Raw genomic sequence first — 26,687 nt, forward strand, 5'->3', positions numbered from 1 at the left:
CTTGAAGCGCTGGTTGAACTTCTCGACGCGGCCGGCCGAGTCCATGATGCGCTGCTTGCCCGTGTAGAACGGGTGCGAGGCGGAGGAGATCTCGACGTCGATGACGGGGTACTCCACGCCGTCGAGCTCGATCGTCTTGTCGCTGGTGACCGTGGAACGGGTCAGGAACGTGTCTCCGGAGCCGAGGTCGCGGAAAACGACGGCCTTGTACTCGGGGTGGATGTCAGTCTTCATGGGATTCCTTACGTGGTGCCCTGGATTGTGCCAGGGGCGAGGGAAGTCTGCGATGCGAATGCACCAAGGATCGATTCTAGCATCTCTGCCGCTCTCCTCCGGATGCACGGAGGGCCGGCAGGCGCCGGGCTCAGACGGCCGCGCGTGCGGCGTAGCGGCCGTCGGCACGATCGAGCGCGATAGGCATCCCGAACGCCTCGCTCAGCGTCTCGGCCGTGAGGGTCTCGGCGAGCGGCCCCGAGGCCACGACCTTCCCGGCGCGCAGCAGCAGCACATGCGTGAACCCGACGGGGATCTCCTCGACGTGATGGGTCACCATGACCATCGCCGGCGTGGTCGGCGACTGCGCGAAGCCGCTGAGCAGCCCGAGCAGCTCCTCGCGGGAGCCGAGATCGAGGCTCGCCGAGGGCTCGTCCAGAAGCAGCAGCTCCGGGTCGGTCATCACCGCGCGGGCGATCTGCACACGCTTCTGCTCACCGTCGCTGAGCGTACCGAAGTATCGATCGGCGAGGTGGCCGAGGTGCCACTGCTCGAGCACCCGCATCGCGCGTCGCTCGTCCAGCGCCTCGTAGGACTCGTTCCAGCGCCCCATCACGGAGTACGCGGCGGTCATGACCGTGTTCAGCACGGTCTCGTCCGCGGGGATCCTCCGCGCCATCGCCGAGGACGCGAAGCCGATCCGCGGGCGGATCTCGAAGACGTCCGTGCGTCCGAGGGTCTCCCCCAGCACGTCCACACGTCCGGACGTCGGATGCATGAGCGTGTCCGCGAGCTGGAGCAGCGTCGTCTTGCCGGCGCCGTTCGGCCCCAGCACCACCCAGCGCTGGTCGTCCTCGACGGTCCAGGACAGATGATCGACGATGTTGCGGCCGTCGCGGCGCACCACGACATCCGAGAATTCGAGGACGGCAGACATGCCCTCAGCCTATCGGCCGGCCCGTCAGCTCCTCGTAGAGCGCCCGCGTCGTGTCGGCGATCGCCGCCCAGCTGAACTCCTCGGCCGCGCGACGCCGACCCGCCTCGCCGTACGCCTTCGCCTGGATCGGATCGGCCACGACCTCGGTGAGCACGCGGGCGAGATCGGCCACGTATCGATCGGGATCGACCGGCGTCCCCGTGCCGTCCTGAACCTGCTCGATCGGGACGAGGCGCCCGGTCACGCCGTCGTCGACGACCTCGGGGATGCCCCCGGTCGCGGTGCCGACGACCGCGGCCCCGCACGCCATGGCCTCCAGGTTGACGATGCCGAGCGGCTCGTACACGGAGGGGCAGACGAAGGTCGTGGCCGCCGTGAGGATCGCGGAGAGCTCGTGGCGCGGCAGCATCCGCTCGATCCAGACGACCCGCTGGCGCGTCTCCTGGAGACCGCGGACCAGCTCCTGGACCTCCGCCATGATCTCCGGGGTGTCTGGAGCACCGGCGCACAGCACGAGCTGGACCTCCGGTGGCAGCAACGCCGCGGCGCGCAGCAGGTACGGCAGGCCCTTCTGCCGGGTGATGCGCCCCACGAAGACCACCGTCGGCCGCTCGGGATCGATGCCCTGGGACCGAACGAAATCGGCGTCGTCGACCGGATGCCACGCTTCCACGTCGATGCCGTTGTGGATGACCTTGACCTTCGCGGGATCGACCTGCGGATAGCTGCGAAGGATGTCGTTGCGCATGCCGTCGCTCACGGCGATGATGGCCGCGGCGTTCTCGTAGGCGAGCCGCTCGATCCCGCTCGACACGGCATAGCCCCCGCCGAGCTGCTCGGCCTTCCACGGACGCAGCGGTTCGAGACTGTGCGCCGTGAGCACGTGCGGAATGCCCAGGAGCTGGGACGCGATGTGCCCCGCGAAGTTGGCGTACCAGGTGTGGCTGTGCACGACGTCCGCGCCGGCGACGTCCGACACCATCTCCAGATCCGTGCCGAGCGTCTGCAGCGCGGGGTTCGCGCCGTCGAGCTCGACGGGCGTGCGGTATGCGGTGGTGCCTTGCTCGTCCCGCTCGGCCCCGAACGCACGCACCTGCACGTCGATGCTCGCCCTGAGCGCCTTCACGAGCTCGGCGACATGCACTCCGGCACCCCCGTAGATCTCCGGCGGATACTCCTTGGTGATGATGTCGACGCGCATGTCGTGAACGCTAGTACATGCACCGACCTGCCTCTATGGTGGACGCATGTCGGCACCAAAGAAGGTCTTCGGGATCATCCTCGCCGGGGGCGAGGGCAAGCGGCTCATGCCTCTGACGGCAGACAGGGCCAAGCCCGCCGTCCCGTTCGGCGGCCAGTACCGATTGATCGACTTCGCGATCTCGAACCTGATCAACTCGGGACTGCGCCAGATCGTGGTCCTCACGCAGTACAAGTCGCACAGCCTGGATCGTCACATCTCGCAGACCTGGCGCATGTCCGCCCTGCTCGACTCCTACGTGGCCTCCGTGCCCGCGCAGCAGCGCCTCGGCAAGCGCTGGTTCTCGGGATCCGCGGACGCGATCCTGCAGAGCCTGAACCTCATCAACGATGAGAAGCCGGACATCGTCGTCGTCATCGGCGCCGACCACGTGTACCGCATGGACTTCCGCCAGATGATCGATGCGCACATCGCCTCGGGGGCGCGCGCGACGGTCGCAGGCATCCGCCAGCCGCTCGCGCTCGCGTCCCAGTTCGGCGTGATCGACGTCGCGGCGGACGGATCGGGACGGATCAACGACTTCCTGGAGAAGCCGACCGATCCGGCCGGGCTGCCCGACTCCCCGCACGAGGTGCTCGCCTCGATGGGCAACTACGTCTTCGACACCGACGCTCTCATCGAGGCCGTCGAGGTCGACGGAGAGCTCGCGACCTCCAACCACGACATGGGCGGCGACATCGTGCCGTACTTCGTCGGGCGCGGCGAGGCCGGGTTCTACGACATGAAGCAGAACGACGTGCCGGGCTCCTCGCCCCGCGACCGGTCCTACTGGCGGGACGTGGGAACGATCGAGTCGTTCTTCGACGCGCACATGGACCTCATCTCCACCCTGCCCGTGTTCAACCTCTACAACATGGAGTGGCCCATCCACTCGCAAGCCGTGAACTCGCCGCCCGCGAAGTTCGTGCGGGACTCGGTCGGCCGGATCGGCAATGCGATCGACTCGATCGTCTCGCTGGGCTCCGTGCTCTCGGGCACCCATCTCGAACGCAGCGTCGTCGGACCGTGGACGCTCGCCGCCGGGGGGTCGACGATCACGGACTCGGTGCTGTTCGACGGCGTGCGGGTCGGTCAGGGCGCGCGCGTGCATCGGGCGATCCTCGACAAGAACGTCGTGCTGCTGGACGGCGCGACGGTCGGGGTCGACCGGGACCGCGACCTGGAGCGCGGCTTCACGATCACGGAGACCGGGCTCACGGTGGTGGGCAAGGGCCTGCGCATCGAGCGCTGATCGGTCGCCGGAGGTCACATCCGCGGGTCGGCGTCGGAGCGCCGGATACGCTCGGGGGGTGACTGCTGCGCGCCTCCTCGTCGTCCTCGATGCCGATTCCACGCTCATCCGCGACGAGGTGATCGAACTGCTCGCCGACGAGGCGGGGCGGCGCGCCGACGTGCAGGCCGCGACCGAGGCCGCGATGCGCGGCGAGGTCGATTTCGCGACGAGTCTGCGCGCGCGCGTCGAGGCGCTCGCCGGAGTGTCCTCGGCGGCGTTCGCCCGCGTCCGCGCCCGCATCTCGCCCACCCCGGGGGTGCAGGAGCTCGTGGCCGCCGTCCACGACCGCGGCGGTGTCGTCGGGGTCGTCTCGGGCGGGTTCCACGAGATCCTGGACGACGTCGCGCCGGCGCTCGGCGTGGATCGGTGGCGCGCGAACCGGCTCGAGGTCGTCGATGGCGAGCTGACCGGCCGCGTGGAGGGGGCGATCGTCGATGCGGAGGCCAAGGCCGCGACGCTGCGCGGCTGGGCGGAGGACCTGGGTGTTCCCCTCTCCGCGACGATCGCGATCGGCGACGGAGCCAACGACCTCCGCATGATGGCGACGGCGGGACTGGGCCTCGCCTTCAACGCGAAACCCGCCGTGCGCGCCTCCGCGTCCCTCGTGATCGGACCGCAGGACCTCGCCCAGGTCATCCCGCTGCTGCCGTGATCGCCCGCCCGCGGACGTAATGTCCGCGTTCCCGCCTACTCTGGCTGACATGAAGATCATCCTCGTTCCCGGACTCTGGCTCGACGCCGCGTCTTGGCAGCCCGTTCTCGAGCCGTTGCGTGCCGCCGGACACGATCCACGACCGCTCACCCTCCCCGGCGTCGGCGCCGATTCCGAGACGTCCGGCGATCTGCGCCTCGACGACTGGATCGCCGCGGTCGTCGCCGAGATCGACGCCGCGGATGGCGACGTCGTCCTGGTCGGTCACTCGGGCGGCGGCAACGTGATCTGGGGCGCGACGGAGCAGCGCCCCGATCGCATCCGTCGCGCGGTGTTCGTCGACACGGTGCCCCCACCTCCCGGCAGCGGCATCAGCGAGTTCGAAGTGGCCGACGGGGTGATCCCCTTCCCCGGCTGGGACTTCTTCCCGGACGAGGACGTGTCCGATCTGGACGACGCCACCCGAGCCCGCACGGCACCGCTCATGCTCAGCGTTCCGCGGCAGGTGCCGACCGATCCGATCGCGCTCGTCGACGAACGCCGATACCACGTCCCCGTCACGATGCTCATGGGCGCTCTCGAGCAGGAACAGCTCGAAGGCTACCTCGAGCAGTGGGGTGCGTACGGGGACGAGTACCGGCGGATCGACGACGTCGAGGTCGTCAAGCTCGGATCCGGGCACTGGCCCCAGTTCTCCGTGCCGGACCGTCTCGCCGAGCTCCTGGTGTCCGCGATCCGCTGAGACGGCGTCCCGCGGCCCTGGGGAAGGGGCGAGTGTTCGGCGGTGCGCCCTTCGTCACGGCCGCGCGCCGATCAGCGACCCTGTCGATCAGTGCCCCCTGTCGATCAGTGCCCCATGCCGAGGCCGCCGTCGACGGGGATCACGGCCCCCGAGATGTAGGAGGCCTCATCGGAGGCGAGCCAGGAGACGGCGGCCGCGACCTCGTCTGCGGCACCGAACCGCCCCGCGGGCACGCGACCCTTGTAGTCCTTCTGGGTGTCCTCCGGGAGGTTCGCCGTCATGTCCGTCTCGATGAAACCCGGTGCGACGACGTTGGCGGTGATCCCTCGTGCGCCGAGCTCGCGGGTGAGAGAGCGCGCGAACCCGACGAGGGCGCTCTTCGACGCGGCGTAGTTGATCTGCCCCGCCGAGCCGAGCAGTCCGACGACGCTCGAGATCAGGATGACGCGCCCGAACCGGGCCTTCAGCATGCCCTTGGATGCCCGCTTGACCACGCGGAACGTTCCCCCGAGGTTCGTGGAGATGACGCTGTCGAAGTCGTCCTCCGACATGCGCAGCAGCAGCGTGTCCTTCGTGATGCCGGCGTTCGCGACGACGATCTCCACCGGGCCGAGCTTCTCCTCGACCTGCGTGAACGCCGCATCGATCGAGGCGGCGTCGGTCACGTCGGCGCGCACGGTCAGCGTCCCCTCCGGCCCCTCGCCGCTGCGGGCCGTCACCGCGACGCGATATCCGTCCCGGACGAAACGCGCGGCGATCGCGCGGCCGATGCCGCGATTCCCACCGGTGACGAGGACGACGCGGTCAGTGCTCATGCAGGACTCCCAGAGGTGAAGGTGTACGGCTCGCAAGCCTAGCGAGCCGGATTGCCCGGAAGGAATTGACAGGGCACCGCACGGACCGGAAACCTGTGTGGTGACCAGGAGGAGATCCCATGAGCAACGACCAGAGCGGCGCGCCGCAGAACCCGGGCCAGCAGCCGCCCGCCTACCCGGGCGCGCCGGTCCCGCCGCAGCCCCCGACGCAGGGCCCGTCAGGCGCACCCGTCCCGCCCCAGCAGCCCATCGCGCAGCCGTACCCCGGTGCGGCGCCGACGGCTCCGGGGTATCCGCAGCAGCAGCCTCCGGTCTACGGCCAGCCGCAGGGCTACGCGCCACCGCAGGGGTACGCACAGCCGTACGGACAGCCCTATCCCGCACCCGCGAAGTCGAACGGACTCGCGATCGCGTCGATGATCTGCGGCATCGCCTCGGTGGTGTTCTGCTGGGCCTACCTGATCCTCCCGCTTCTCGCCGGTGTCCCCGCGGTGATCATGGGGCACATGTCGCTCAAGAAGATCAGGAACGACTCGACCCTGGGCGGCAAGGCTCTCGCGATCACGGGCCTGATCACCGGCTACGTGGGCATCGCTCTCGGCCTGATCATCGGCGCGTTGATCATCATCGCGATCGTCGCCGCATTCTCGTACCGCGACTACAGCTACTGAGCATCCGCGAGGGTCACGGCGGCGTAGGCTGGACCCATCGTGAGAAGGACTCCAGACGCCGCCGTGACCTCTCTCCCGCGGGCACCGCAGGACGAGGCCAGGGGACGCGTGCGCCAGTACGCGATCACGATGGGGATCCGCACGGCGTGCTTCATCCTGATGTTCGTGATCCAGCCGCTGGGATGGTGGACCTGGGTCCTCGGGATCGCCGCCGCCGTCCTCCCCTACATCGCCGTGGTCTTCGCGAACGCCGGAGACGATTCCGTGCCGACCGCCGTCGAATCGCCGCGCATCGGCATCGAGGCGCCGCACGCCGCAGAGGAACAGCGCCCCGAGACGACCTCGCCACAGGTCATCACTCTTGCCGAGACGCCCGCGCGCCCCGCCGAGCCTCGCTCGTGAACGCGGAGATCGCTGCCCCGAAATGCTCTCGGGCCGGCTGCCGCGCGGCGGCCACCCACCGCATCGTCTGGCGCAATCCGCGCATCCACGGCCCCGAGCGCGAGAAGATCTGGCTCGCATGCCCGGAGCATCTCGCCTTCCTGCACGACTATCTGCGCGCCAGGGACTTCCCCGTCCGCATCGATGCCCGCATCGGGGAGGGCGAGGTCGAGTGATGCGTCAAAGGCTCCTCCGATGGGGCGGGTACGTGCTCGTCGCGATCGTGTTCGCGATCGTCTGCGCCTACCTCTCGCACTGGCAGTTCTCCCGCAACGACGGTCGTCAGACGCAGCTCGACCTCGTGCAGGAGAACTATCACGCCGCCCCGGTCCCCCTGGACGATCTGCTCTCGCCCGGCGCGCCCCTGCGCGCCTCGGACGAATGGCACCCGGTCACGGCGCACGGCCGCTACGAGGCGGACAAGCAGCTCCTCGTGCGCAATCGTCCGCACGGCGGGACGAGCGCCTTCGAGGTGCTCGTCCCGTTCCGCACCGATGACGGGCGCGTCTTCATCGTGAACCGCGGCTGGGTCGCCCCGGCGGACAAGGGCGTGACGCTCTCCGTGCCACCTCCGCCGTCCGGAGAGGTGACGATCACCGCCCGCCTGCGTCCCGGAGAGCCGCTTCCCCCTTCCGGGCGCGGCGCGCCGGAGGGGCAGGTCCCGAGCATCAACCTGCCTCTCGTGGCGGACAAGATCGACGACGGATCCGCGGTCGACACGGGGGCCTGGGGCGAGCTCGTCTCGGAGTCTCCTGCACCGCCGCACCGTCCGGCCGCCTTCGACGCCCCCTCGGACGATCCGGGACCCTTCCTGTCCTATGCGATCCAGTGGATCCTCTTCGCCGTGATGGGCTTCATCTTCATCGGCTACGTGATCCGCACCGAGATCGTGAAGCACCGGGACGAGGCCGCGGGGCGCACGCCGCGGCCTCGTCGCCGCCGCGACCGCGACATGGACGACGAGGATGCTGTGCTCGACGCCGTCGAGCACCGCTGAGGCACGAGCACGCCGCGGACGCGGTCCGCGGGACGCGGCTCAGGCGAGCTCGATGAGGTCCTGGTAGTCCTTGGACCAGATGTCCTCGACGCCGTCGGGGAGGATCAGCACGCGCTCGGGGTTGAGCGAGGCGACGGCACCGGGGTCGTGCGAGACGAGCACCACCGCGCCCTCGTAGTGTGCGAGAGCGCCGAGGATCTCCTCCCGCGACGCCGGATCGAGGTTGTTCGTCGGCTCGTCCAGGAGCAGCATGTTCGCGGAGGAGACCACGAGCGTCGCGAGCGACAACCGCGTCTTCTCCCCGCCCGAGAGCACGCCGGCGGGCTTGTGCACGTCCTCGCCGGTGAACAGGAACGATCCGAGCACCTTGCGCGCCTCGGTCTCGGTGAGGTCGGGCGCGGACGACATCATGTTCTCCAGCACCGAGCGCGCGACATCGAGGTTCTCGTGCTCCTGCGCGTAGTAGCCGACCTTGAGACCGTGTCCTGGCTCGAGCTGACCGGTGTCCGGGCGGTCGACGCCCGCGAGGATCCGCAGCAGCGTGGTCTTTCCCGCACCGTTGAGTCCGAGGACCACGACCTTCGACCCGCGGTCGATCGCGAGGTCCACATCCGTGAAGATCTCCAGGGAGCCGTAGGACTTGGACAGCCCCGAGGCCATGAGCGGTGTCTTCCCGCAGGGGGCGGGCTTCGGGAAGCGCAGCTTGGCGACCCGGTCGACCTGACGCACGTCTTCGAGCCCGGCGAGGAGCTTCTCCGCGCGGGCGACCATCTGGTGCGCGGCGGCCGCCTTGCTGGCCTTGGCACCGAACCGCGCGGCCTGCTGCTGCAGCGTGGTGGCCTTCTTCTCGGCGTTCGCGCGCTCCTTCTTGCGGCGCTCCTCGTCGGCGACCCGCTGGCGCAGGTAGTTCTTCCAGTTCATGTTGTAGATGTCGATGCACTGGCGGTTGGCGTCGAGGTAGAACACGCGGTTCACCGTCTCGCCGACGAGCTCCACGTCGTGACTGATCACGATCAGACCGCCCTTGTAGCCCTTGAGGAAGTCGCGCAGCCACACGACGCTGTCGGCGTCGAGGTGGTTGGTGGGCTCGTCGAGGATCATGGTCTCGGCGTCGGAGAACAGGATGCGGGCGAGTTCGATGCGCCTCCGCTGCCCACCGGACAGCGTCTTCAGCGGCTGGTCGAGGATGCGGTCCGGCAGCGACAGGTTGTGCGCGATCGACGCGGCCTCGGCCTCTGCGGCGTAGCCTCCCAGCGCCTCGAAGCGCTCCATGAGGGTGCCGAAGCGGCGCATCGCCTTCTCGGAGACGGCGGGGTCCTCGGATCCCATGAGCTCCGAGGCCTCGCGGATCCCGAGCTGCAGGGATCCGAGGCCCCGCGCGTCGAGGATCCGCGTGCGCGCGAGCATCTCCGGGTCGCCGGAACGGGGATCCTGCGGCAGGTAGCCGAGCTCGCCCGAGCGTTCGACCTTGCCGTCCGAGGGGATCAGGTCGCCGGCGAGGACCTTCGTCAGCGTCGTCTTACCGGCGCCGTTGCGGCCGACGAGACCGATCTTGTCACCGTCGGCGACGCGGAAGGAGACGTTCTCCATGAGGAGACGCGCTCCCACGCGGATCTCGAGGTCGTGCACGGCGAGCACAGCAGACGTCCGTTCTTCAGCAGGGGGAGTTCGGCCGGGTGGCCAGCCTCCCAGTATAGGCGGACCCGCAGGACGCGATCCCGCGGGAGCGCAGGACGCTCATCCGAGGCCGCGTGCTCCGAGGGCCTCGCCCACCGCGTCGGCGTGGCGCAGCGTGCGCACGAGCAGCGGGACCGCCGCGCGTGCGCCGAGGCGCGTCCCCCGGGCGCGGGCGGCCTCCGTGATCTGCGCGGCGAAGCCGGCGACCACTGGGATCATGGTGATCGTCAGCGACACGGTGAGCGCCACCGCCTCCGCGTCCACCCCCACCCGTCGCAGGGGATGCAGCAGGCACCGCAGCACCGCGAGCAGTGCGCCCATGCGCGTCGTCAGCGTCAACAGGCTCGCGAGCAGCGCGACCGCGACGACGCGCGTCGTACTCCCCCACGCGAGCTGTGCCGAGCCGAAGATCCACAGCGCGGCGCCCAGCACGAGCACCAGCCACCTCAGCCGGCAGAGCTCGGCGCCGAGCACGGCCCACGGCAGGCGCGCGAGCGGGTACAGCGCCAGCACCGCGACCAGACACAGCGCGGAGGTGAGCGGATCCTTGGGCGCCAGCGACAGGAGCAGCGCGGCGACCGCCAGCGCGCCGAGCTTCACCCCGGCCGGCAGCCGGTGGAGCACGCCGTCGCCGGGAACGAAGAGCTGGATCATGCGCACTGCATCCGGTAGGCGTGCAGCACGGCCGCGGGCTCGTCCTGAGCGACGAGCCTGCCCTCGTGGAACAGGAGGGCCACGTCGCAACGGGCGGCCAGTTCCAGATCGTGCGTGATGACCACGAGCTGAGCGGGCTGACTCAGGAGGAGATCGCCGATGCGACGGGCGTTGCGCAGGTCGAGCAGCGTCGTCGGCTCGTCGGCGATGAGCAGCGCGGGGCCGGTGATGAGGACCGCGGCGAGGGCGAGCAGCTGCTTCTGCCCGCCGGAGAGCTCCGCCGCGGGCGCATCCGCACGATCGGACAGTCCGTGCTCGGCCAGCGTCTCGGCGACGCGGCGCGCGGCCTCCGCCGGCGGGAGGCTCCGCAGGGAGAGCGCGAGGTCCTCCCTCGGCGTCGGCATGAGGATCTGCGCCTGGGGGTCCGTGAAGACGAAGCCCGCGCGACGACGCAGCTCTGTCCCGTCGCGCACCGTGTCGAGGCCGTGCACCGTCACCCGCCCCCGCGTCGGCGTCAGCAGCCCGTTGAGCAGGCGGGCGAAGGTCGACTTGCCCGATCCGTTCTCGCCGATCACGGCGATGCGACGCGCGCGGATATCGAGATCCACCCCGTCGAGGATGCGGGTCCCGTCCCTGTGGACGGTGACGTCCGCGAGCTGGATTCGCTCCCCCTTCCCGTCGTGGGTCACGGCGTCACGGTCTCCGCGACGGGCCGTTCTGCGGCTGCCGTGCGCGGCCCGAACGCGCGGGGATAGGCGCGGGCGAGCGCGACCGCGAGGACGGTCGTGAGGGCGACCTTGAGGAGATCCCCCGGAAGGAAGACGAGGCTCGACAGCGCCGTCGCGCCGAGGGGCGTGCCGAGGACGAGCGCCTGCACGGGGACGCCGAAGAGATACACCACCCCGATCCCTCCGAGCAGGGAGGCGAGCGCGACGCGCCACGCACGGATCCGCCCTCGTCCCACCAGCAGACCGATCACGACCACCCCGGCCACCCAGCCGAGCAGATAGCCCGCGCTCGGTCCGACGAACACCCCGAGCCCGCCGCGGCCGCCCGCGAGGACCGGCAGCCCCAGCGCGGCGAGCAGCAGCACGAGGAGGACGGCGAACGGGGCGCGTCGCGCGCCCAGCACCACCCCGGCGAGCATCACGCCGAGCGTCTGACCGGTCACCGGGACTCCCCCGGACAACGGCACGACGACCGCTCCCAGCACGACGATGAGGGCCGCGAACAGCGCGATCCGCGCGATGTCGGCGGCGGGAGAAGCGGGGCGGCGTGACATGGGTCTCCTCGGATCGTCTTTCCTGAACAGTGTTCACCTGAACGCCGTTCAGTATACTCGGAGCATGACCCCCGCCCGCACCGGCCGGCACGACCGCGAGCACATCGTCTCGGTCGCCCTGGATCTCCTCGACCGCTTCGGCCTTCCCGATCTGACGATGCGACGACTTGCGGCCGAACTCGACGTGCAGCCCAGCGCCCTCTACTGGCACTTCTCGAGCAAGCAGGACCTCCTCGCTGCCGTCGCGGAACGGATCCTCTCCCGCATCGGCGCGCCGCCGGAACCCGGGACGACCGTCTCGCTCCCGGATGCGGCACGAAGGATCCGGGACGCTCTGCTCGCCTATCGGGACGGGGCTGAGGTCGTGATGAGCTCCGCCGCCCTGCGCCCTGGGCCGTCCCGAGCCCACGACCTGCTCCTCGCGGCCCTCGACGAGGACGCGGCGGCGGCGACCGCCGTGCTCCAGTTCGTACTCGGGCACACGCTGATCGTGCAGCAGCGCATGCACGCCGAGAGCCACGGCGCGGCGGCGCCCCCCTCTGCAGACTCCCCGGTCGATCAGGACGTCTTCGCCACCGGACTCGCCCTGCTCAGCCGCGGCGCGGGCCGGTCAGCCGTGTCGCAGGGATGAGCCCGAGGGCGATCACCCCGAGCGCGACCAGGAACACGCCGGGGAATCCGGAACCCGCGAGGACGACCGTTCCCGAGACGACCCCGGCGATCGCGATCGCCATCGCCGAGCCCGTCGAATCCGCGATCGACAGCGCCGAGGAGTTGAAGCCCTGGTCGGCCGGCGTCGAGTCCGCGAGCGTCTCCACCGTGAGCCGCGGATAGAGAAGCCCCATGCCGGCCCCGCCGAACGTCCATCCCGCCATCGCCGCGATCGGGGCCAGTGCGCCGAGCGCGACCACGAGCTGCACACCGATGCCCACGGCGATGAGTCCGACGCTCACCAGGGCGATCCTTCGCGTGCCCCAGCGATCCCCGAAGCGTCCTTGCGCCCAGGATCCGGTCGACCATGCTACGGCGGAGAAGGTCAGCGCGAGACCCGCGAGGACCGGCGTGACGTCGTAGCGCGCGATGAGCAGATACGGGATATACGTCTCGGCGGCGAAGAAACCCCCCGAGACGATGCCGCGGAGGAGCACGACGCTCGCCAGTCCGCGATCCGCGCGAAGCGTGCCCGGCGGGAGCAGCGGGCGGATCGCGACGGCGATCACGACCGCGATCGAGAGCGCGAGGGGCCACCGCGAGGGACCCGGCGCGTCCACCGCGAAGCCGATGCCCACCGCCGCGACCGCGACGACGATCGCGCAGAGCAGGCGCTGCCCGAGCCGTCCGTCGGTGCGCGGAGAACCGCCGCCCAGGTCGGCGCCACGGAGCAGCCACGCGACGAGGCCGAAGGCAAGGGCGACGAGGGCGGCGACGCCGAGGAACGCCCAGCGCCAGTGCAGGTACTGCGTCACCGCGCCGGCCAGGAACGGGCCGATCATCGACGGTACGACCCAGGCCGCGGCGAAGGCCGCGAACACGCGGCCGTGCACCGCCGGCGGGTAGAACCGCGCGACGACGACGTAGAGCGCGACCGTCTGGCCGCCGGCTCCGAGCCCTTGCACCAGGCGCCCGAGGAGCAGCACCGGCATGCTCGGCGCGACACCGGCGATCACCAGCCCGACGAGGAACAGCAGCGTCGCGGCGTACAGCGGCCTCCGTGGTCCCATCCGGTCGCACGCGGCCCCCGCGGCCACCATCCCGATCACCCCGGTCGCGAGCGTGCCGGAGAACGCGACGGCATAGAGCGCCTCGCCGTGCAGGTCCGCGCTCACCACCGGCATGACCGTCGTGACGGCCAGGGCCTCGATCGCGGCGAGGAAGATGAGCGCGAAGGCGCCGACGGTCACCCCGCCCCTGCGCCCCCGCCAGATCGACTCCGCGGCGGCAGCGCTCCCGGAATCCTGCCCGCTCACGAGCGCAGCGCGGCGATCCGGTGCACGGCCTCGGTCAGCACCCCGGGTGCGCAGCCCAGATTGAACCGGACGTGCCCGAGACCCTCGTCCCCGAACGTCGGGCCGCGATTGAGCGCGACCTTCGCCTCGCGCAGGATCCGTCGTGCAGGGTCGTCGCCCCAGCCCAGGTCGCTCAGGTCGACCCAGGCGAGGTAACCCGCCTGCGGCATCCGATACCGGGCCTCCGGCACATGCTCCGCCAGCAGCTCGCCGAGTAGACGACGGTTGCGGTCGAGTGCGACGAGAAGAGCCTCGAGCCAGGCGTCGCTCGCGGGATCCCAGGCGGCGATCGCGGCCATCGCCCCGAACAGACCGGTGCGCCACTCCACTTCCACCGGCAAGGAGCGGACCACGGCCGCCGTGCGCTCGCTCGCGGTCACCATCACCGCGCACTTCAGACCGGCGAGGTTGTACGCCTTGCTCGCGCTCGTCACGGTGAACCCGACCTCTTCGGCCGCCGGCGACGCGTCGAGGAAGGGCGTGTAGGCGATACCGGGTTGCACGAGCGGCGCATGGATCTCGTCGCTCACGACGACGGCTCCGTGCGCGAGCGCGATCTCGGCCAGCCGGGCGAGGGCCGCGCGAGAGTGCACGGTACCGGTCGGATTGTGCGGATTGCAGAGCAGCACAGCCCGCGCGCCCTCGGCCAACGCGCGCTCGATCCCGACGAGATCGAGCTCCCACGCCCCGTCCACATCGCGCAGCGGCACCCGCTCGACCACTCCGCCGGCCTCCTCGATGCAGTCGTAGAAGGGCGGGTACACGGGCGGGGTCACGATCACCCTGTCGCCCGGCGAGATGACCGCCCGCAGAACCTCCACGACGCCCATCATCACGTCGCACGTCCACCGCACCCGCGCAGGATCGACGGTCCACCCGAAGCGGCGGTGCGCATAGGCGACGAAGGCGTCCCCGAGGCCGGGCTCGGGAGGCGTGTAGCCCGTGTCCCCGAGCTCGACCGCCTCGCGCAGCCGGGCTGCGATCGGATCGGCGAGCGGGAAGTCGGTCTCGGCGACGAACAGAGGGAGGACGTCGTCCGGATAGGTGCGCCACTTGGTGCTGGATCGACGACGGAGCTGATCGAGCGGCAGGGCCTGAAGCGGAGCGATCGTCACACGATCGAGCCTATCGAGCGGGGCGACCACGAAGGCCTGCCACCGTCATACAGTGACAGGCCTTCGAAAGAGGATGCGTCAGATCGCGAAGCCGAGGGCGCGCATCTGGTCACGCCCGTCGTCAGTGATCCGCTCCGGGCCCCACGGCGGCATCCACACCCAGTTGATGCGGAAGCGGTCCACGACATCGTCCAGGGCCTGCCCGGTCTGCTCCTCGAGCACATCGGTCAACGGGCATCCGGCGCTCGTGAGGGTCATGTGGATGACCAGCGCGTCATTCTCCTCGTCCCAGGAGAGGTCGTAGATCAGGCCGAGGTCGACGACGTTGATCCCGAGCTCCGGGTCGACCACGTCCTTGAGCGCCTCGGTGACCTCGTCGTACTTCTCTCCGGTCAGGGTTGCCGTCATGGCTTCAGCCTACGCTTCGATGGGTGCGGCGGGGTCGAGGAAGCGGTCATAGCCCTCGTCCTCGAGCCGGTCGGCGAGCTCCGCGCCGCCCTCCTCGACGATCTTGCCCGCAACGACCACGTGCACGAAGTCGGGGCGGATGTAGCGGAGGATGCGGGTGTAGTGGGTGATCAGCAGCACGCCGAGGTCGGTGTGCTCCTTCGCCCGGTTCACACCCTCGGAGACGATCTTGAGCGCGTCGACGTCGAGTCCGGAGTCGGTCTCGTCGAGCACGGCGATCTTCGGCTTGAGCACCTCGAGCTGCAGGATCTCGTGACGCTTCTTCTCGCCGCCGGAGAAGCCCTCGTTGACGTTGCGCTGTGCGAACTTCGGGTCCATGCGGAGGTTCTTCATGGCCTCCTTGACGTCCTTGGTCCACTGGCGGATGGACGGCGCCTCGCCGTCCAGCGCGGTCTTCGCGGTGCGCAGGAAGTTGGTGACAGTGACCCCGGGGATCTCGACCGGATACTGCATCGCGAGGAACAGGCCGGCCCGCGCGCGCTCGTCGACGCTCATCGCGAGCACGTCCTCGCCGTCCAGCGTGATGGTGCCGCCGGTCACCGTGTACTTCGGGTGGCCCGCGATCGTGTACGCGAGGGTGGACTTGCCGGATCCGTTCGGACCCATGATCGCGTGGGTCTCCCCGGTGCGCATGGTCAGGGTGATGCCGTTGAGGATCGGCGTCGTGCCGGCCTCGGTCTCGACGGTGACGTGCAGGTCCTTGATCTCCAGGACAGACATGGTTTTCCTTCGTGGTTCGTGGAAGCTTCGCGGAACGCGGGGCTCAGAGAGCCGACACGTCCTTCGTGACGGTCGGGTCGATGAGGAGGTCGTCGCCGACGACCTCGGTGACGTAGACCGGGACCGGCTCGTAGGCCGGGAGGTTGAGGGGTTTGCCGGAGCAGAGCGAGAAGGCGGAGCCGTGCGCCCAGCACTCCAGTGTCTTGCCCTCGACGAATCCCTCGGACAGCGAGATGTCGCCGTGCGTGCAGGTGTCGCCGATCGCGTGGATCTCCCCGTCGGAGTCCAGGACGACCGCGATAGGCACTCCCTCGAGCACCACACGCAGCGGCGTGTCCTCCTGCAGGTCGCTCACCGCGCAGGCGCGCTGCGCGGTCACGAGGCGCCCGCCGCGAGCTCGGCCTCGATCGCCGTAAGGAGCTCCTCCTCGAGCGAGGGGATGCCGAGACGCTGGACGATGTCGCTCAGGAACCCGAGGACGACCAGGCGACGTGCCTCGGCCTCGTCGATCCCGCGCGCCTGCAGGTAGAACAGCTGCTCGTCGTCGAAACGGCCCGTCGCGCTCGCATGCCCGGCGCCGAGGATGTCCCCGGTCTCGATCTCGAGGTTCGGGATCGAGTCGGCCCGCGCTCCCTCGGTGAGCACCAGGTTGCGGTTCGCCTCGTAGGAGTCGGTCCCGGTCGCATCTGGTCCGATCAGCACGTCGCCGATCCACACGCTGTGCGCGCTCTCGCCCTGCAGCGCGCCCTTGTAGAGGACGTCGCCGACGGTGTGCGGACCCTTGTGGTGCAGGTACACCTGGCTCTCGAGGTGCTGACCCGCGTCCGCGTAGCTGAGGCCGTACAGGCGCGCCTCGGAGCCGGCACCGGCGAGCTCGACGTTCGGGTTCACCCGCACCACGCCGCCGCCGAAGCTGACGACGATGTGCGTGAGATGCGCGTCGCGTCCGACCCTGGCCTGATGGGCCGAGGCGTGCACCGCGTCGTCCTCCCATTGCTGAACCGTCACGAGGGTGAGCTTCGCGCCGTCGCGCACGATGATCTCGACGTTCTGCGCGAGCTGCGCCGACCCCGCGTGTCGCAGCACGACGGTCGCGGAGCTGTTCGCGCCCGCTTCGACGACCACGTGGGCGTCGGCACGCTCCTCGGCGCCCTGTCCCGTCAGCTGCACGAAGACGGGCTCGGCGATCTCCTGATCGGCCGGAATCGCGAGATGCAACGCCTCGGCGGATCCCTGCCAGGCCACCGCCGACACGACGTCCTCGGGGCGGAAGACTTCCCCGCGGGGCGCGTCGCTGAAACCGAGCGGAGCGCGCCGGAGCGCCTCGTCGCTGATCTCGACCGTCAGCGCGTCACCGCCCGCGGGCTCGAAGAGCGCCGAGAGGCGATCGATCGGCGTGTGCTTCCAGTTGACCTCACGGCCGGTGGGCGTCCCGAAAGCGGCAGGGTCGAACGAGTGCGCGCGCTCGGAGCGGGTCTGCACCGGAACCGTCTTGCCGGCGTCCGCGACCTGGGCGGCCGGGTCGATGTGGGCATGCGTATCCTGCGCCGCTGCGGGCGCGGTCGTGGGGGCCGTCATCTCAGCCGACACTGCCTTCCATGCCCATCTCGATGAGCTTGTTGAGTTCCATCGCGTATTCCATCGGCAGCTCGCGCGCGATCGGCTCGATGAAGCCGCGCACGATCATCGCCATCGCCTCGTCCTCGGGCATGCCGCGCGACTGCAGGTAGAACAGCTGCTCCTCGCTGACCTTCGAGACCGTGGCCTCGTGGCCGAGCTGCACGTCGTCCACGCGGATGTCGATCGCCGGGTAGGTGTCGCTGCGGGACTGGGTGTCCACGAGCAGCGCGTCGCAGCGCACGGTGTTGGCGGAGTGGTGCGCGTTCGCATCCACCCGCACCTCTCCGCGGTAGCCCGCCCTGCCGCCACCACGCGCGATCGACTTGGAGACGATCGACGACTGCGTGTACGGCGCCATGTGGATCATCTTGGCGCCCGCGTCCTGGTGCTGCCCTGGACCCGCGAACGCCACAGAGAGCGTCTCGCCCTTGGCGTGCTCGCCCATGAGATAGATCGAGGGGTACTTCATCGTGACCTTGGAGCCGATGTTGCCGTCGACCCACTCCATGGTCGCTCCCTCGTGCGCCACGGCGCGCTTGGTGACCAGGTTGTAGACGTTGTTCGACCAGTTCTGGATCGTCGTGTAGCGCACGCGGGCGTTCTTCTTCACGATGATCTCGACGACGGCCGAGTGCAGCGAGTCACTCTTGTAGATCGGCGCCGTGCAGCCCTCGATGTAGTGGACGTAGCTGTCCTCGTCGGCGATGATCAGCGTGCGCTCGAACTGGCCCATGTTCTCGGTGTTGATCCGGAAGTAGGCCTGCAGCGGGATCTCCACGTGCACGCCCTTGGGGACGTAGACGAAGGATCCGCCCGACCATACCGCCGTGTTCAGCGCCGCGAACTTGTTGTCGCCGGCCGGGATGACCGTGCCGAAGTACTCCTCGAAGAACTCCGGATGCTCCCGCAGCGCGGTGTCGGTGTCCATGAAGATGACGCCCTGCGCCTCCAGGTCCTCACGGATCTGGTGGTAGACGACCTCGGACTCGTACTGCGCCGCCACTCCCGCGACGAGGCGCTGACGCTCCGCCTCGGGGATGCCGAGGCGCTCGTAGGTCTCGCGGATGTCCTCCGGAAGATCCTCCCAGCTCTGGGCCTGCTTCTCGGTCGACCGCACGAAGTACTTGATGTTGTCGAAGTCGATCTCGCTGAGGTCGGCGCCCCAGGTCGGCATCGGCTTGCGCCCGAACAGCTGCAGGCCCTTGAGACGGGTCTTCAGCATCCACTCGGGCTCGTTCTTGAGCGCCGAGATGTCGCGCACGACGGCTTCGCTGAGGCCACGCCTCGCGCTCGCACCGGCGGCATCGGGGTCGTGCCAGCCGAACTCGTACACCCCCAGCCCATCCAGCTCCGGGCGGTCGATCAGCACATCCGACATCACACTCTCCTCTTGGGCCGTAACGGTTCATCCGCCCCGGTACACCGTCGGTCCTGTCGAGTCTGCAGGGGACGGGTGCCGCTCTGGGGCCCTCATCATCGGCGCATAGCGTTCGCGCCTAAACTGTGCAGTCGATGGCGAGCCCGGTGCGGGATCCGTCCCGCGCGCTCGCCGCCATCGCCAACACCCCTGATTCTACAGGTTCCCCCCGACATCCGGGCCGCACAGGCCGGGCAGGGAGGGTTCCGGAGGAGCCATGCCCGAGACTTCGTCCCCGCCCGCCCCGCGTGTCGGCGTTCATTTTCTGTCCCGAGTCCGGGAATGGCTGCCGGATCGCGTGGACGCCCGGATCCGGGTGATGGCGTGGATCTCGTTCGTCTTCGAGGTGGCGATCGTCGGCACGGGCGGAGCCGTGCGTCTGACCGACTCCGGTCTCGGCTGCGAGTGGCCGCTGTGCACCCCGGACTCCCTCTTCCCGACCGCCGCCCAGAGCTATCACTCGCTGATCGAGTTCGGCAACCGTGGACTCAGCTTCTTCGTCGGCCTCGCCGCGGTCCTCGTGCTCGTCCTCCTCTCGCAGATCCGGAAGGCCCGCAAGGACCTGTGGGTGATGGCATGGATCGTCTTCGGCGGCGTTCTTCTGCAGGGCATCGTCGGCGGGATCCTGGTCCTGTTCGCGCTGCATCCGAACATGGTCGCCTTCCACTACCTCGTCTCGCTCGTGCTCGTCGCGGTCTCCGCCGCGTTCCTCGTGCAGATGGGACGCCCCCGCGGCGCCCGTGTGCGCGCGGTGCCGAAGGGCGTCGCGATCCTGACGCACGTCACCTCCTTCGTCCTCGCCGTCACCGTGGTGGTCGGCGTGCTCACGACCGGTGCGGGCCCGCACTCCGGCGATCCCGCGGTGACCCTGCGCAACGGCTTCGACGCGACCGTGCTGGAGCACGTGCACTCCTGGCCGGCGTACGCCCTCTTCGCGCTGACCGTGGTGCTGCTCGTCCTCGCCGTCGCCCAGCGGCTGACGACGATCCGGGGATGGCTGATCGCCCTTCTCGCCGTCGAGCTGGTGCAGATCGCGGTCGGCCTGTATCAGGCCCGGAACGCGCTGCCGCCGCTCGCGGTCGGTGCGCACATGGTGCTGGCGGCGGTGCTCGTCGCGGTCTGCACGGCTCTCGTGCTCACCCTCAAGCGGCCGGCCGAAGCGTCCCCGGCGACCACCGCGATCCGCCTCTGAACGGAGTCGGCGCCCTCCGCCGGGTGTTCGTACGGAACACCGACGACGGATCGATAGGCCGCTCATAGCGCGCGCAGAGGAGACGCCAGGATCGTGTGGGCAGCCTTGACGTCATGAAGAACAACGTGCTCCGCCGTCCCCCGTTCTGGGTCCTCGTCGCTCTGTCGGTCCTCCTCGCCGTCGCCGGAGCAGTCGTGATCGCCCAGCATCTCGGGACGATGACCAAGACGCTCGCCGACGGCAGCGCGACGGGACTCGAAGTGTATGCCGGGCAGTCCTGGATCGTCGTCGGCGCCGCCCTGCTCGGGATCGGAGGTCTCGGGATCCTGCTGTCCCTCCTCGCTCTCATCGTCGCCGGGCTGCTCACGCACCGCGACACGCCCGCGCCCGCGACGGAGCAGCTCGACGCCTCCCGCGTCGACCTCCCGACCGACGCGTCCGACGAGGACGGCGCGTCCGCGGAGAACGTCGGCGACCGCCCCGGAGACGACGCGACGCGGCAGGAGGAGGATCCGACGAGCGATCCGACGCCGAAGGACGAGGATCGTCCGGAGGATGAGGATCAGAAGGGCAGCAGCGGGTCGACCGCGACGGCCACGAAGATCAGCGTCAGATAGGTGATGGAGGCGTGGAAGACGCGCATCGGCTTCGCCGCTGCGCCCTTCACCGCCTGCGCGTAGAGCCGGTGCGACTCGTACACGAACCAGCCGCCGAACACGAGTGCCGAGATCGAGTACACCAGGCCCATGCCCGCGACCGGGATCAGCAGGAGCGAACAGGCCAGGGTCGCCCAGGCGTACAGGATGACCTGCAGGCCGACCTGCGGCGCGGACCGGGTGACGCCGAGCATCGGTACGTCGACGTCCTCGTAGTCGTCCTTGTACTTCATCGACAGCGGCCAGTAGTGCGCCGGCGTCCACAGGAACACGAGGACGAAGAGCACGACCGCCGGCCAGTCCAGCGATCCCGTCACGGCCGCCCAGCCGATGAGGACGGGGAAGCAGCCCGCGATGCCGCCCCAGATGATGTTCTGCTCGGTGCGCCGCTTGAGGATCAGCGTGTAGATGACCACGTAGAAGAAGATCGCGCCTGCGGACAGCGCGGCCGCGAGGGCGTTCGTGGTGACCCACAGCCAGACCGTCGACAGCACCGCGAGGGCCCAGGAGAACACGAGGGCGCCGCGCGGGGTGACCTCGCCCGTCACGAGCGGACGCTTCTCGGTGCGGTGCATGTGCGCGTCGATGTCGCGATCGATGTACATGTTGAACGACGCGGCCGACCCCGCGCTCATCGCCCCGCCGATCACCGTCGCGGCCACGAGCCAGAGGTTGGGCAGCCCGTGCTGGGCGAGGAACATCACCGGCACGGTCGACACGAGCAGCAGCTCGAGCACGCGGGGCTTGGTCAGCTCGACGTAGGCCTTGATGGTCCGCTTGACGGAGCGCTCGGCCGAGACGGACTCGATGGTGGTCGCGATGCTGACCGCCTCCTTCTTGCGCACACGGGAACACCCCCATCTTACGCGGCTTCCGAGGGCCGAAACACTTCACCGCGACCGGACCGCCGGGGACGCGACCGCACTATGCTGAAACCACATGTGCGCCCCCAAGGTGCTTGTTCTTCCGTGACGATGCGGGAAGCGCGCACCCGGGCGCTCTCACTGTCTCGGAAAGGGCTCTGGAGTGTCGGAACTGCTGTGGGATGAGATCGATCGGCGAGCGGTGGACACCGCCCGAGTCCTGGCGGCGGATGCCGTCGAGAAGGTGGGCAACGGCCACCCCGGCACCGCGATGAGCCTCGCTCCGGTGGCGTATCTGCTGTACCAGCGCGTGCTCCGTCACGATCCGGCCGACACCCACTGGATCGGGCGCGACCGCTTCATCCTGTCGGCGGGCCACTCCTCGCTCACCCAGTACGTGCAGCTCTATCTCGGCGGCTTCGGCCTCGAGCTGAAGGACCTCGAGGCGCTGCGCACCTGGGGTTCTCTCACGCCGGGCCACCCCGAGTACGGCCACACCAAGGGCGTCGAGATCACGACCGGTCCCCTCGGTCAGGGTCTCGCCTCCGCGGTGGGCTTCTCGTACGCTTCGCGCTACGAGCGCGGCCTGTTCGACCCCGATGCGGCCGCGGGTACGAGCCCCTTCGACCACTACATCTACGTGATCGCCGGCGACGGCGACCTGCAGGAGGGCGTGACGAGCGAGGCGAGCTCCCTCGCCGGACATCAGCAGCTCGGCAACCTCATCGCGATCTACGACTCGAACCAGATCTCGATCGAGGACGACACGAACGTCGCGTTCACCGAGGACGTCGCCCAGCGCTACGAGTCCTACGGCTGGCAGGTGCTCAGGGTCGACTGGAAGAAGACCGGCGTCTACAAGGAGGACGTCGCCGAGCTGTTCGCCGCGATCGAGGCCGCCAAGGGCGAGACCTCGAAGCCGTCCCTCATCATCCTGAAGACGATCATCGGCTGGCCCTCGCCCGGCAAGCAGAACAGCGGCAAGATCCACGGATCCGCGCTCGGCGCCGACGAGCTCGCCGCGACGAAGAAGGTGCTCGGCTTCGATCCCGAGCAGTCGTTCGTCGTCGAGGACGAGGTGCTCGCGCACACCAGGGAGCTCGGCGAACGGGCCGCAGAGGTCCGCGCCGCCTGGCAGGTCTCCTTCGACGCCTGGGCCGCGGCGAACCCGGAGCGCAAGGCGCTCCTGGACCGTCTGGAGGCCAAGGCTCTGCCGGAGGGCATCGAGAAGGCTCTGCCCGTGTTCGAGGCGGGCAAGGACGTCTCGACCCGTGCCGCGTCGGGCCAGGTCATCAACGCGCTCGCGGCCGAGTTGCCGGAGCTGTGGGGCGGATCGGCGGATCTCGCCGAGTCCAACCTCACCACCATCAAGGGGGCGGCCTCGTTCATCCCCGAGCAGTGGTCCACGCACGAGTGGAGCGGCAACCCCTACGGCCGTGTCCTGCACTTCGGCATCCGCGAGCACGCCATGGGCGCGATCGTGAACGGCATCGTGCTGCACGGGCCGACCAGGCCCTTCGGCGGCACGTTCCTCATCTTCAGCGACTACATGCGCCCGCCGGTGCGGCTGTCGGCCCTGATGAACATCCCCAGCGTCTTCGTCTGGACCCACGACTCGGTCGCGCTCGGCGAGGACGGACCCACGCACCAGCCGATCGAGCAGCTGGCCACCCTGCGCGCCATCCCCAACTTCACGGTGGTGCGCCCGGCGGACGGCAACGAGACCAGCGAGGCGTGGATGGAGATCCTCCGCCGCCACGAGGGTCCGGCGGGCATCGCGCTGACCCGGCAGAACGTGCCGGTCTTCGAGCGCGGGGACGGCGAGGCGTCCGGTGACGTGCTCGCGTCCGCATCCCTCACGCCCAAGGGCGCGTACATCCTGGCCGAGGCGCCGGGCGGGAACCCCGACGTCGTGATCATCGCCACCGGCTCCGAGGTGCAGCTGGCCGTCTCCGCCCGCGAGGTGCTGGCCGGCGAGGGCGTCAACGCCCGCGTCGTCTCCGCCCCGTCGCTGGAATGGTTCGACGAGCAGGACGAGGCCTACCGCGAGTCGGTGCTCCCGTCCGCGCTCAGGGCCCGCGTGTCGGTCGAGGCCGGATCCACGCTCACGTGGCACGGCATCGTCGGAACCACGGGACGCTCGGTCGGGATCGACCACTTCGGTGCGTCCGCGGACTACAAGACCCTGTTCCAGAAGTTCGGGATCACGACCGAGGCCGTCGTCGCCGCCGCGCACGAGACCATCGCCGCCAACGCGGCGCAGTAAGACAGAACCGAGGAGAACGCATGACCACCCCCACCGCAGCCCTCTCCGAAGCCGGCGTCTCGATCTGGCTGGACGACCTGTCCCGCACCCGGATCACGTCCGGCAACCTCGCCGACCTCATCGCCTCGCGCAACGTCGTCGGCGTCACGACGAACCCCACGATCTTCGCCAACGCGATCACCAACCCGGACGACACGTCCTATGACGGCCAGACCGCGGAGCTCGCGCAGCGCGGGGCCACCGCCGAGGAGGCGATCTTCGAGGCCACGACCCAGGACGTCCGCGACGCGCTCGACGTGTTCCGGCCCGTCTGGGAGCAGACCGGTCACGTCGACGGGCGCGTCTCGATCGAGGTCTCCCCCGATCTCGCCCACGACACCGAGGGCACCGTCGCGCAGGCCAAGGAACTGTGGGCCAAGGTCGATCGCCCCAACCTGCTCGTGAAGATCCCCGCGACCAAGGCCGGTCTGCCCGCGATCACCGCCGCGATCGCCGCGGGCATCAGCGTCAACGTCACGCTGATCTTCAGCCTGGAGCGCTACCGCGAGGTCATCGACGCGTACCTCGCCGGACTGGAGCAGGCCAAGGACGCCGGCATCGACCTGAGCACGATCGAGTCGGTCGCGTCGTTCTTCGTGTCCCGCGTCGACACGGAGACCGACAAGCGGCTCGCCGCGATCGGCACCGACGAGGCCCTTGCGCTCAAGAGCAAGGCGGGGCTCGCCAACGCCCGCCTGGCCTACGAGCTCTACGAGGACGTGTTCTCCGGGGACCGTGCCGCGGCCCTGCTCGCCGCCGGTGCGAACCGCCAGCGTCCCCTGTGGGCGTCGACGGGCGTGAAGGACCCCGCGCTGCCGGACACGCTCTACGTGACCGAGCTCGTCGCGCCCGACGTCGTGAACACGATGCCGGAGAAGACCCTCGACGCCACCTACGACCACGCCGTCGTGACCGGCGACACGATCACTGGGACCTACGACGCGTCGCGGGCCGTGTTCGCCGGCCTCGAAGCCGTCGGTATCGACTTCGCCGACGTGACCCAGGTGCTCGAGGACGAAGGGGTCGCGAAGTTCATCGATTCCTGGCACGACCTGCTCACCCAGGTGCGCGAAGGCCTGGACGCGCAGCGGTGAGCTTCGCGCTGCACGCCTCAGGGGCGCCGAAGGCGGCGATCGACGAGATCGTCCCCGGGCTCGTCCACGACCTCATCGCGTCCCGGATCACCGGCGGCGACCCGACGATCTGGGGTCCGCGCGCGCAGGACGAGGCCTCGCGTCGGCTCGGCTGGGTCGATGCGGTGTCCGTCTCCCGCCCTCTGGTCGCGGAGATCACGGCATTGCGGGACGAGCTGAACGCCGAGGGCGTCACGCGGGTCGTGCTCGCCGGCATGGGCGGATCCTCGCTCGCTCCCGAAGTGATCGCGCAGACCGCCGGAGTCGAGCTCACGATCCTCGACTCGACGTCGCCGGGGCAGGTGCTCGCGGCGATCGACGCAGGGCTCGACGACGCCGTGCTCGTCGTGTCGTCGAAGTCCGGCTCGACCGTCGAGACCGATGCGCAGCGACGCACGTTCGAGACCGCGTTCCGCGACGTCGGGATCGATCCCGTCGGCCGGATCGTCGTCGTCACCGACCCGGGCTCTCCGCTCGAGGAATCGGCCCGCGCGGCGGGCTACCGCGTGTTCACCGCCGACCCGAACGTGGGAGGACGCTACTCGGCGCTGACCGCCTTCGGGCTCGTCCCGACCGGTCTTGCCGGCGTCGACATCGCGGAGCTCCTCGACGAGGCGGAGGCGACGCTGCTCCCCGTCGCGATCGACTCCCCCGAGAACCCCGCTCTGCGTCTGGCCGCGGCGATCGCCGGAAGCCGGCAGCGTCCCGACGGCCCCCGCCGCGACAAGCTGGGACTCATCACCGACGGCACCCACATCGTCGGGCTGCCGGACTGGATCGAGCAGCTCATCGCGGAGTCGACGGGCAAGGACGGCACCGGGATCCTGCCCGTCGTCCTGCTCCCCGTCTCCCCGGAAGTGGACGCCGCACCGGCGGACCTGCAGATCGTCCGTTTCGTGGACGACGCCGACGAGTTCCACCTGCGCGAGCGTCATCCCGGGGAGGTGCTCGTGAGCGGGACCCTCGGGGCGCAGTTCCTCGTCTGGGAGTACGCGACCGCGATCGCCGGCTACCTGCTGGGCATCGACCCGTTCGATCAGCCCGACGTCGAGTCCGCCAAGGTCGCCACGCGCGGTCTCCTGGACGCGCGGCCGGATCAGGACGCTCCCGCGTTCGTCGAAGACGGCGTCGAGGTCCGCGCCTCCGATCCGGAACTCGTCTCCTCTGGCACGATCGCCGGCGTGCTGGATGCGCTCTGGGCGCGACTCGGCGAGGACGGCTACGTCGCGATCCAGGCGTACGTGAACCGTCTGGAGATGCCTCAGCTGCAGGGCCTGCGCGAGCTCGTGGCCGCCGACTCCGGACGGCCCACGACGTTCGGCTGGGGGCCCCGGTTCCTGCACTCCACGGGCCAGTACCACAAGGGCGGTCCGGCGCAGGGCGTGTTCCTGCAGATCACCGAGCGGACGGACGTGGACCTCGAGATCCCCGGGCGCCCGTTCACCTTCGGCCAGCTCATCGAGGCCCAGGCCGCCGGCGACGCCGGTGTCCTCGCCGCGCACGGCCGCCCGGTCGTCACCCTCACGATCACCGAACCCCAGGACGACGTCCTCGATCTGTTCGAGGCCGCGCAGTAG

The 26,687-nt window shown here is 69.7% G+C and carries 29 protein-coding genes; 13 read left to right on the top strand and 16 right to left on the bottom strand.

Features of this window, described 5'->3' with window-relative positions; translation table 11 throughout:
* The 3 genes from Q0P88_RS03475 to glgA form a co-directional block, all read right to left on the bottom strand.
* On the bottom strand, positions 1-234 hold a 234-nt coding region (locus Q0P88_RS03475; RefSeq protein ID WP_295011101.1), incomplete at its 3' end, for a type B 50S ribosomal protein L31.
* Between the two features lie 130 nt (positions 235-364).
* Positions 365-1,150 carry an ABC transporter ATP-binding protein gene (locus tag Q0P88_RS03480; protein ID WP_295011103.1) on the bottom strand — a complete coding sequence of 262 codons (786 nt, stop codon included), beginning with the start codon at positions 1,148-1,150 and terminating at the stop codon, positions 365-367.
* A gap of 4 nt (positions 1,151-1,154) precedes the next feature.
* Positions 1,155-2,351: a glycogen synthase gene (gene glgA, locus Q0P88_RS03485; RefSeq protein WP_295011105.1), complete on the bottom strand. Its 1,197-nt coding sequence runs from the start codon at positions 2,349-2,351 to the stop codon at positions 1,155-1,157.
* 46 nt (positions 2,352-2,397) lie between these two features.
* On the opposite strand from glgA, the gene Q0P88_RS03490 reads away from it, so the two are divergent.
* The 3 genes from Q0P88_RS03490 to Q0P88_RS03500 are packed head-to-tail and all read left to right on the top strand — an operon-like array spanning position 2,398 to position 5,078.
* Entirely contained in the window at positions 2,398-3,642 is a 1,245-nt protein-coding gene (locus Q0P88_RS03490) for a glucose-1-phosphate adenylyltransferase (RefSeq protein ID WP_295011107.1), read from the top strand.
* Between the two features lie 58 nt (positions 3,643-3,700).
* Positions 3,701-4,336 (top strand): phosphoserine phosphatase SerB, encoded by a 636-nt coding sequence (serB, locus tag Q0P88_RS03495; protein ID WP_295011109.1) that lies wholly within the window; start codon positions 3,701-3,703, stop codon positions 4,334-4,336.
* A gap of 49 nt (positions 4,337-4,385) precedes the next feature.
* Positions 4,386-5,078: an alpha/beta fold hydrolase gene (locus tag Q0P88_RS03500; RefSeq protein WP_295011111.1), complete on the top strand. Its 693-nt coding sequence runs from the start codon at positions 4,386-4,388 to the stop codon at positions 5,076-5,078.
* A 104-nt stretch (positions 5,079-5,182) separates the two neighbouring features.
* Here Q0P88_RS03500 and Q0P88_RS03505 read toward each other — a convergent pair whose 3' ends face one another.
* Positions 5,183-5,893 carry a beta-ketoacyl-ACP reductase gene (locus tag Q0P88_RS03505; protein ID WP_295011114.1) on the bottom strand — a complete coding sequence of 237 codons (711 nt, stop codon included), beginning with the start codon at positions 5,891-5,893 and terminating at the stop codon, positions 5,183-5,185.
* A 119-nt stretch (positions 5,894-6,012) separates the two neighbouring features.
* Here Q0P88_RS03505 and Q0P88_RS03510 point away from each other — a divergent pair, with 119 nt between their 5' ends.
* From Q0P88_RS03510 to Q0P88_RS03525, 4 genes are read left to right on the top strand one after another with little or no spacing between them, the layout of a single operon-like run.
* Positions 6,013-6,564, top strand: coding sequence for a DUF4190 domain-containing protein (locus Q0P88_RS03510; protein ID WP_295011116.1), 552 nt, complete (start codon positions 6,013-6,015; stop codon positions 6,562-6,564).
* A gap of 39 nt (positions 6,565-6,603) precedes the next feature.
* Positions 6,604-6,966 carry a DUF3099 domain-containing protein gene (locus Q0P88_RS03515; RefSeq protein ID WP_295011118.1) on the top strand — a complete coding sequence of 121 codons (363 nt, stop codon included), beginning with the start codon at positions 6,604-6,606 and terminating at the stop codon, positions 6,964-6,966.
* Positions 6,963-7,181, top strand: coding sequence for a hypothetical protein (locus tag Q0P88_RS03520; protein WP_295011120.1), 219 nt, complete (start codon positions 6,963-6,965; stop codon positions 7,179-7,181). Before Q0P88_RS03515 ends, Q0P88_RS03520 begins: the two co-directional genes overlap by 4 nt.
* Positions 7,181-8,002 (top strand): SURF1 family protein, encoded by an 822-nt coding sequence (locus tag Q0P88_RS03525; RefSeq protein WP_295011122.1) that lies wholly within the window; start codon positions 7,181-7,183, stop codon positions 8,000-8,002. The genes Q0P88_RS03520 and Q0P88_RS03525 overlap by 1 nt, the downstream gene beginning before the upstream one ends.
* A gap of 39 nt (positions 8,003-8,041) precedes the next feature.
* Here the strand turns inward: Q0P88_RS03525 and Q0P88_RS03530 are convergent, their stop codons facing one another.
* The 4 genes from Q0P88_RS03530 to Q0P88_RS03545 all read right to left on the bottom strand — a co-directional run bounded on the left by Q0P88_RS03530 (position 8,042) and on the right by Q0P88_RS03545 (position 11,615).
* On the bottom strand, positions 8,042-9,640 hold the full coding sequence (locus Q0P88_RS03530) for an ABC-F family ATP-binding cassette domain-containing protein (protein ID WP_295011124.1): 1,599 nt from the start codon (positions 9,638-9,640) through the stop codon (positions 8,042-8,044).
* Positions 9,641-9,739: 99 nt separating this feature from the next.
* Positions 9,740-10,333, bottom strand: coding sequence for a CbiQ family ECF transporter T component (locus Q0P88_RS03535; protein ID WP_295011126.1), 594 nt, complete (start codon positions 10,331-10,333; stop codon positions 9,740-9,742).
* Positions 10,330-11,022 (bottom strand): energy-coupling factor ABC transporter ATP-binding protein, encoded by a 693-nt coding sequence (locus Q0P88_RS03540; protein WP_295011128.1) that lies wholly within the window; start codon positions 11,020-11,022, stop codon positions 10,330-10,332. Before Q0P88_RS03540 ends, Q0P88_RS03535 begins: the two co-directional genes overlap by 4 nt.
* Positions 11,019-11,615 (bottom strand): biotin transporter BioY, encoded by a 597-nt coding sequence (locus Q0P88_RS03545; protein ID WP_295011130.1) that lies wholly within the window; start codon positions 11,613-11,615, stop codon positions 11,019-11,021. Before Q0P88_RS03545 ends, Q0P88_RS03540 begins: the two co-directional genes overlap by 4 nt.
* A 64-nt stretch (positions 11,616-11,679) precedes the next feature.
* On the opposite strand from Q0P88_RS03545, the gene Q0P88_RS03550 reads away from it, so the two are divergent.
* Complete coding sequence (locus Q0P88_RS03550) at positions 11,680-12,246, top strand: TetR family transcriptional regulator (protein WP_295011132.1); 567 nt, start codon at positions 11,680-11,682, stop codon at positions 12,244-12,246.
* On the opposite strand, the gene Q0P88_RS03555 is transcribed toward Q0P88_RS03550, so the two are convergent.
* The 7 genes from Q0P88_RS03555 to sufB form a co-directional block, all read right to left on the bottom strand.
* On the bottom strand, positions 12,206-13,582 hold the full coding sequence (locus Q0P88_RS03555) for an MFS transporter (RefSeq protein WP_295011134.1): 1,377 nt from the start codon (positions 13,580-13,582) through the stop codon (positions 12,206-12,208). The genes Q0P88_RS03550 and Q0P88_RS03555 overlap by 41 nt on opposite strands.
* Positions 13,579-14,736 (bottom strand): MalY/PatB family protein, encoded by a 1,158-nt coding sequence (locus Q0P88_RS03560; protein ID WP_295011136.1) that lies wholly within the window; start codon positions 14,734-14,736, stop codon positions 13,579-13,581. Before Q0P88_RS03560 ends, Q0P88_RS03555 begins: the two co-directional genes overlap by 4 nt.
* Positions 14,737-14,814: 78 nt before the next feature.
* On the bottom strand, positions 14,815-15,144 hold the full coding sequence (locus Q0P88_RS03565) for a metal-sulfur cluster assembly factor (protein WP_045252088.1): 330 nt from the start codon (positions 15,142-15,144) through the stop codon (positions 14,815-14,817).
* 9 nt (positions 15,145-15,153) lie between these two features.
* The gene (sufC, locus tag Q0P88_RS03570; RefSeq protein ID WP_295011139.1) at positions 15,154-15,924 is read right to left on the bottom strand and encodes a Fe-S cluster assembly ATPase SufC; all 771 of its coding nucleotides are present in this window, start codon (positions 15,922-15,924) and stop codon (positions 15,154-15,156) included.
* Between the two features lie 43 nt (positions 15,925-15,967).
* Complete coding sequence (locus Q0P88_RS03575; RefSeq protein WP_295011141.1) at positions 15,968-16,303, bottom strand: non-heme iron oxygenase ferredoxin subunit; 336 nt, start codon at positions 16,301-16,303, stop codon at positions 15,968-15,970.
* Positions 16,300-17,502, bottom strand: a complete 1,203-nt coding sequence (gene sufD / locus Q0P88_RS03580) for a Fe-S cluster assembly protein SufD (RefSeq protein WP_295011142.1) — start codon at positions 17,500-17,502, stop codon at positions 16,300-16,302. The genes Q0P88_RS03575 and sufD overlap by 4 nt, the downstream gene beginning before the upstream one ends.
* A gap of 1 nt (position 17,503) precedes the next feature.
* Positions 17,504-18,922 carry a Fe-S cluster assembly protein SufB gene (sufB, locus tag Q0P88_RS03585; protein ID WP_295011144.1) on the bottom strand — a complete coding sequence of 473 codons (1,419 nt, stop codon included), beginning with the start codon at positions 18,920-18,922 and terminating at the stop codon, positions 17,504-17,506.
* Positions 18,923-19,259: 337 nt separating this feature from the next.
* Between sufB and Q0P88_RS03590 the strand changes: the two genes are divergently transcribed.
* Both Q0P88_RS03590 and Q0P88_RS03595 read left to right on the top strand, forming a co-directional pair.
* Positions 19,260-20,153 carry a heme A synthase gene (locus Q0P88_RS03590; RefSeq protein WP_295011146.1) on the top strand — a complete coding sequence of 298 codons (894 nt, stop codon included), beginning with the start codon at positions 19,260-19,262 and terminating at the stop codon, positions 20,151-20,153.
* A 113-nt stretch (positions 20,154-20,266) separates the two neighbouring features.
* The gene (locus tag Q0P88_RS03595) at positions 20,267-20,770 is read left to right on the top strand and encodes a hypothetical protein (protein WP_295011148.1); all 504 of its coding nucleotides are present in this window, start codon (positions 20,267-20,269) and stop codon (positions 20,768-20,770) included.
* On the opposite strand, the gene Q0P88_RS03600 is transcribed toward Q0P88_RS03595, so the two are convergent.
* Positions 20,716-21,630, bottom strand: a complete 915-nt coding sequence (locus Q0P88_RS03600) for a heme o synthase (RefSeq protein ID WP_295011437.1) — start codon at positions 21,628-21,630, stop codon at positions 20,716-20,718. The genes Q0P88_RS03595 and Q0P88_RS03600 overlap by 55 nt on opposite strands.
* A 205-nt stretch (positions 21,631-21,835) precedes the next feature.
* Between Q0P88_RS03600 and tkt the strand changes: the two genes are divergently transcribed.
* Genes tkt through Q0P88_RS03615 form a run of 3 tightly spaced genes read left to right on the top strand, consistent with a single transcriptional unit; the run spans position 21,836 to position 26,687 of the window.
* The gene (gene tkt / locus Q0P88_RS03605; protein WP_295011150.1) at positions 21,836-23,938 is read left to right on the top strand and encodes a transketolase; all 2,103 of its coding nucleotides are present in this window, start codon (positions 21,836-21,838) and stop codon (positions 23,936-23,938) included.
* Between the two features lie 20 nt (positions 23,939-23,958).
* Positions 23,959-25,071, top strand: a complete 1,113-nt coding sequence (tal, locus tag Q0P88_RS03610) for a transaldolase (protein ID WP_295011152.1) — start codon at positions 23,959-23,961, stop codon at positions 25,069-25,071.
* Complete coding sequence (locus Q0P88_RS03615; protein ID WP_295011154.1) at positions 25,068-26,687, top strand: glucose-6-phosphate isomerase; 1,620 nt, start codon at positions 25,068-25,070, stop codon at positions 26,685-26,687. The genes tal and Q0P88_RS03615 overlap by 4 nt, the downstream gene beginning before the upstream one ends.

It is taken from the genome of uncultured Microbacterium sp. (genome assembly GCF_945952435.1).
GTDB lineage: Bacteria > Actinomycetota > Actinomycetes > Actinomycetales > Microbacteriaceae > Microbacterium.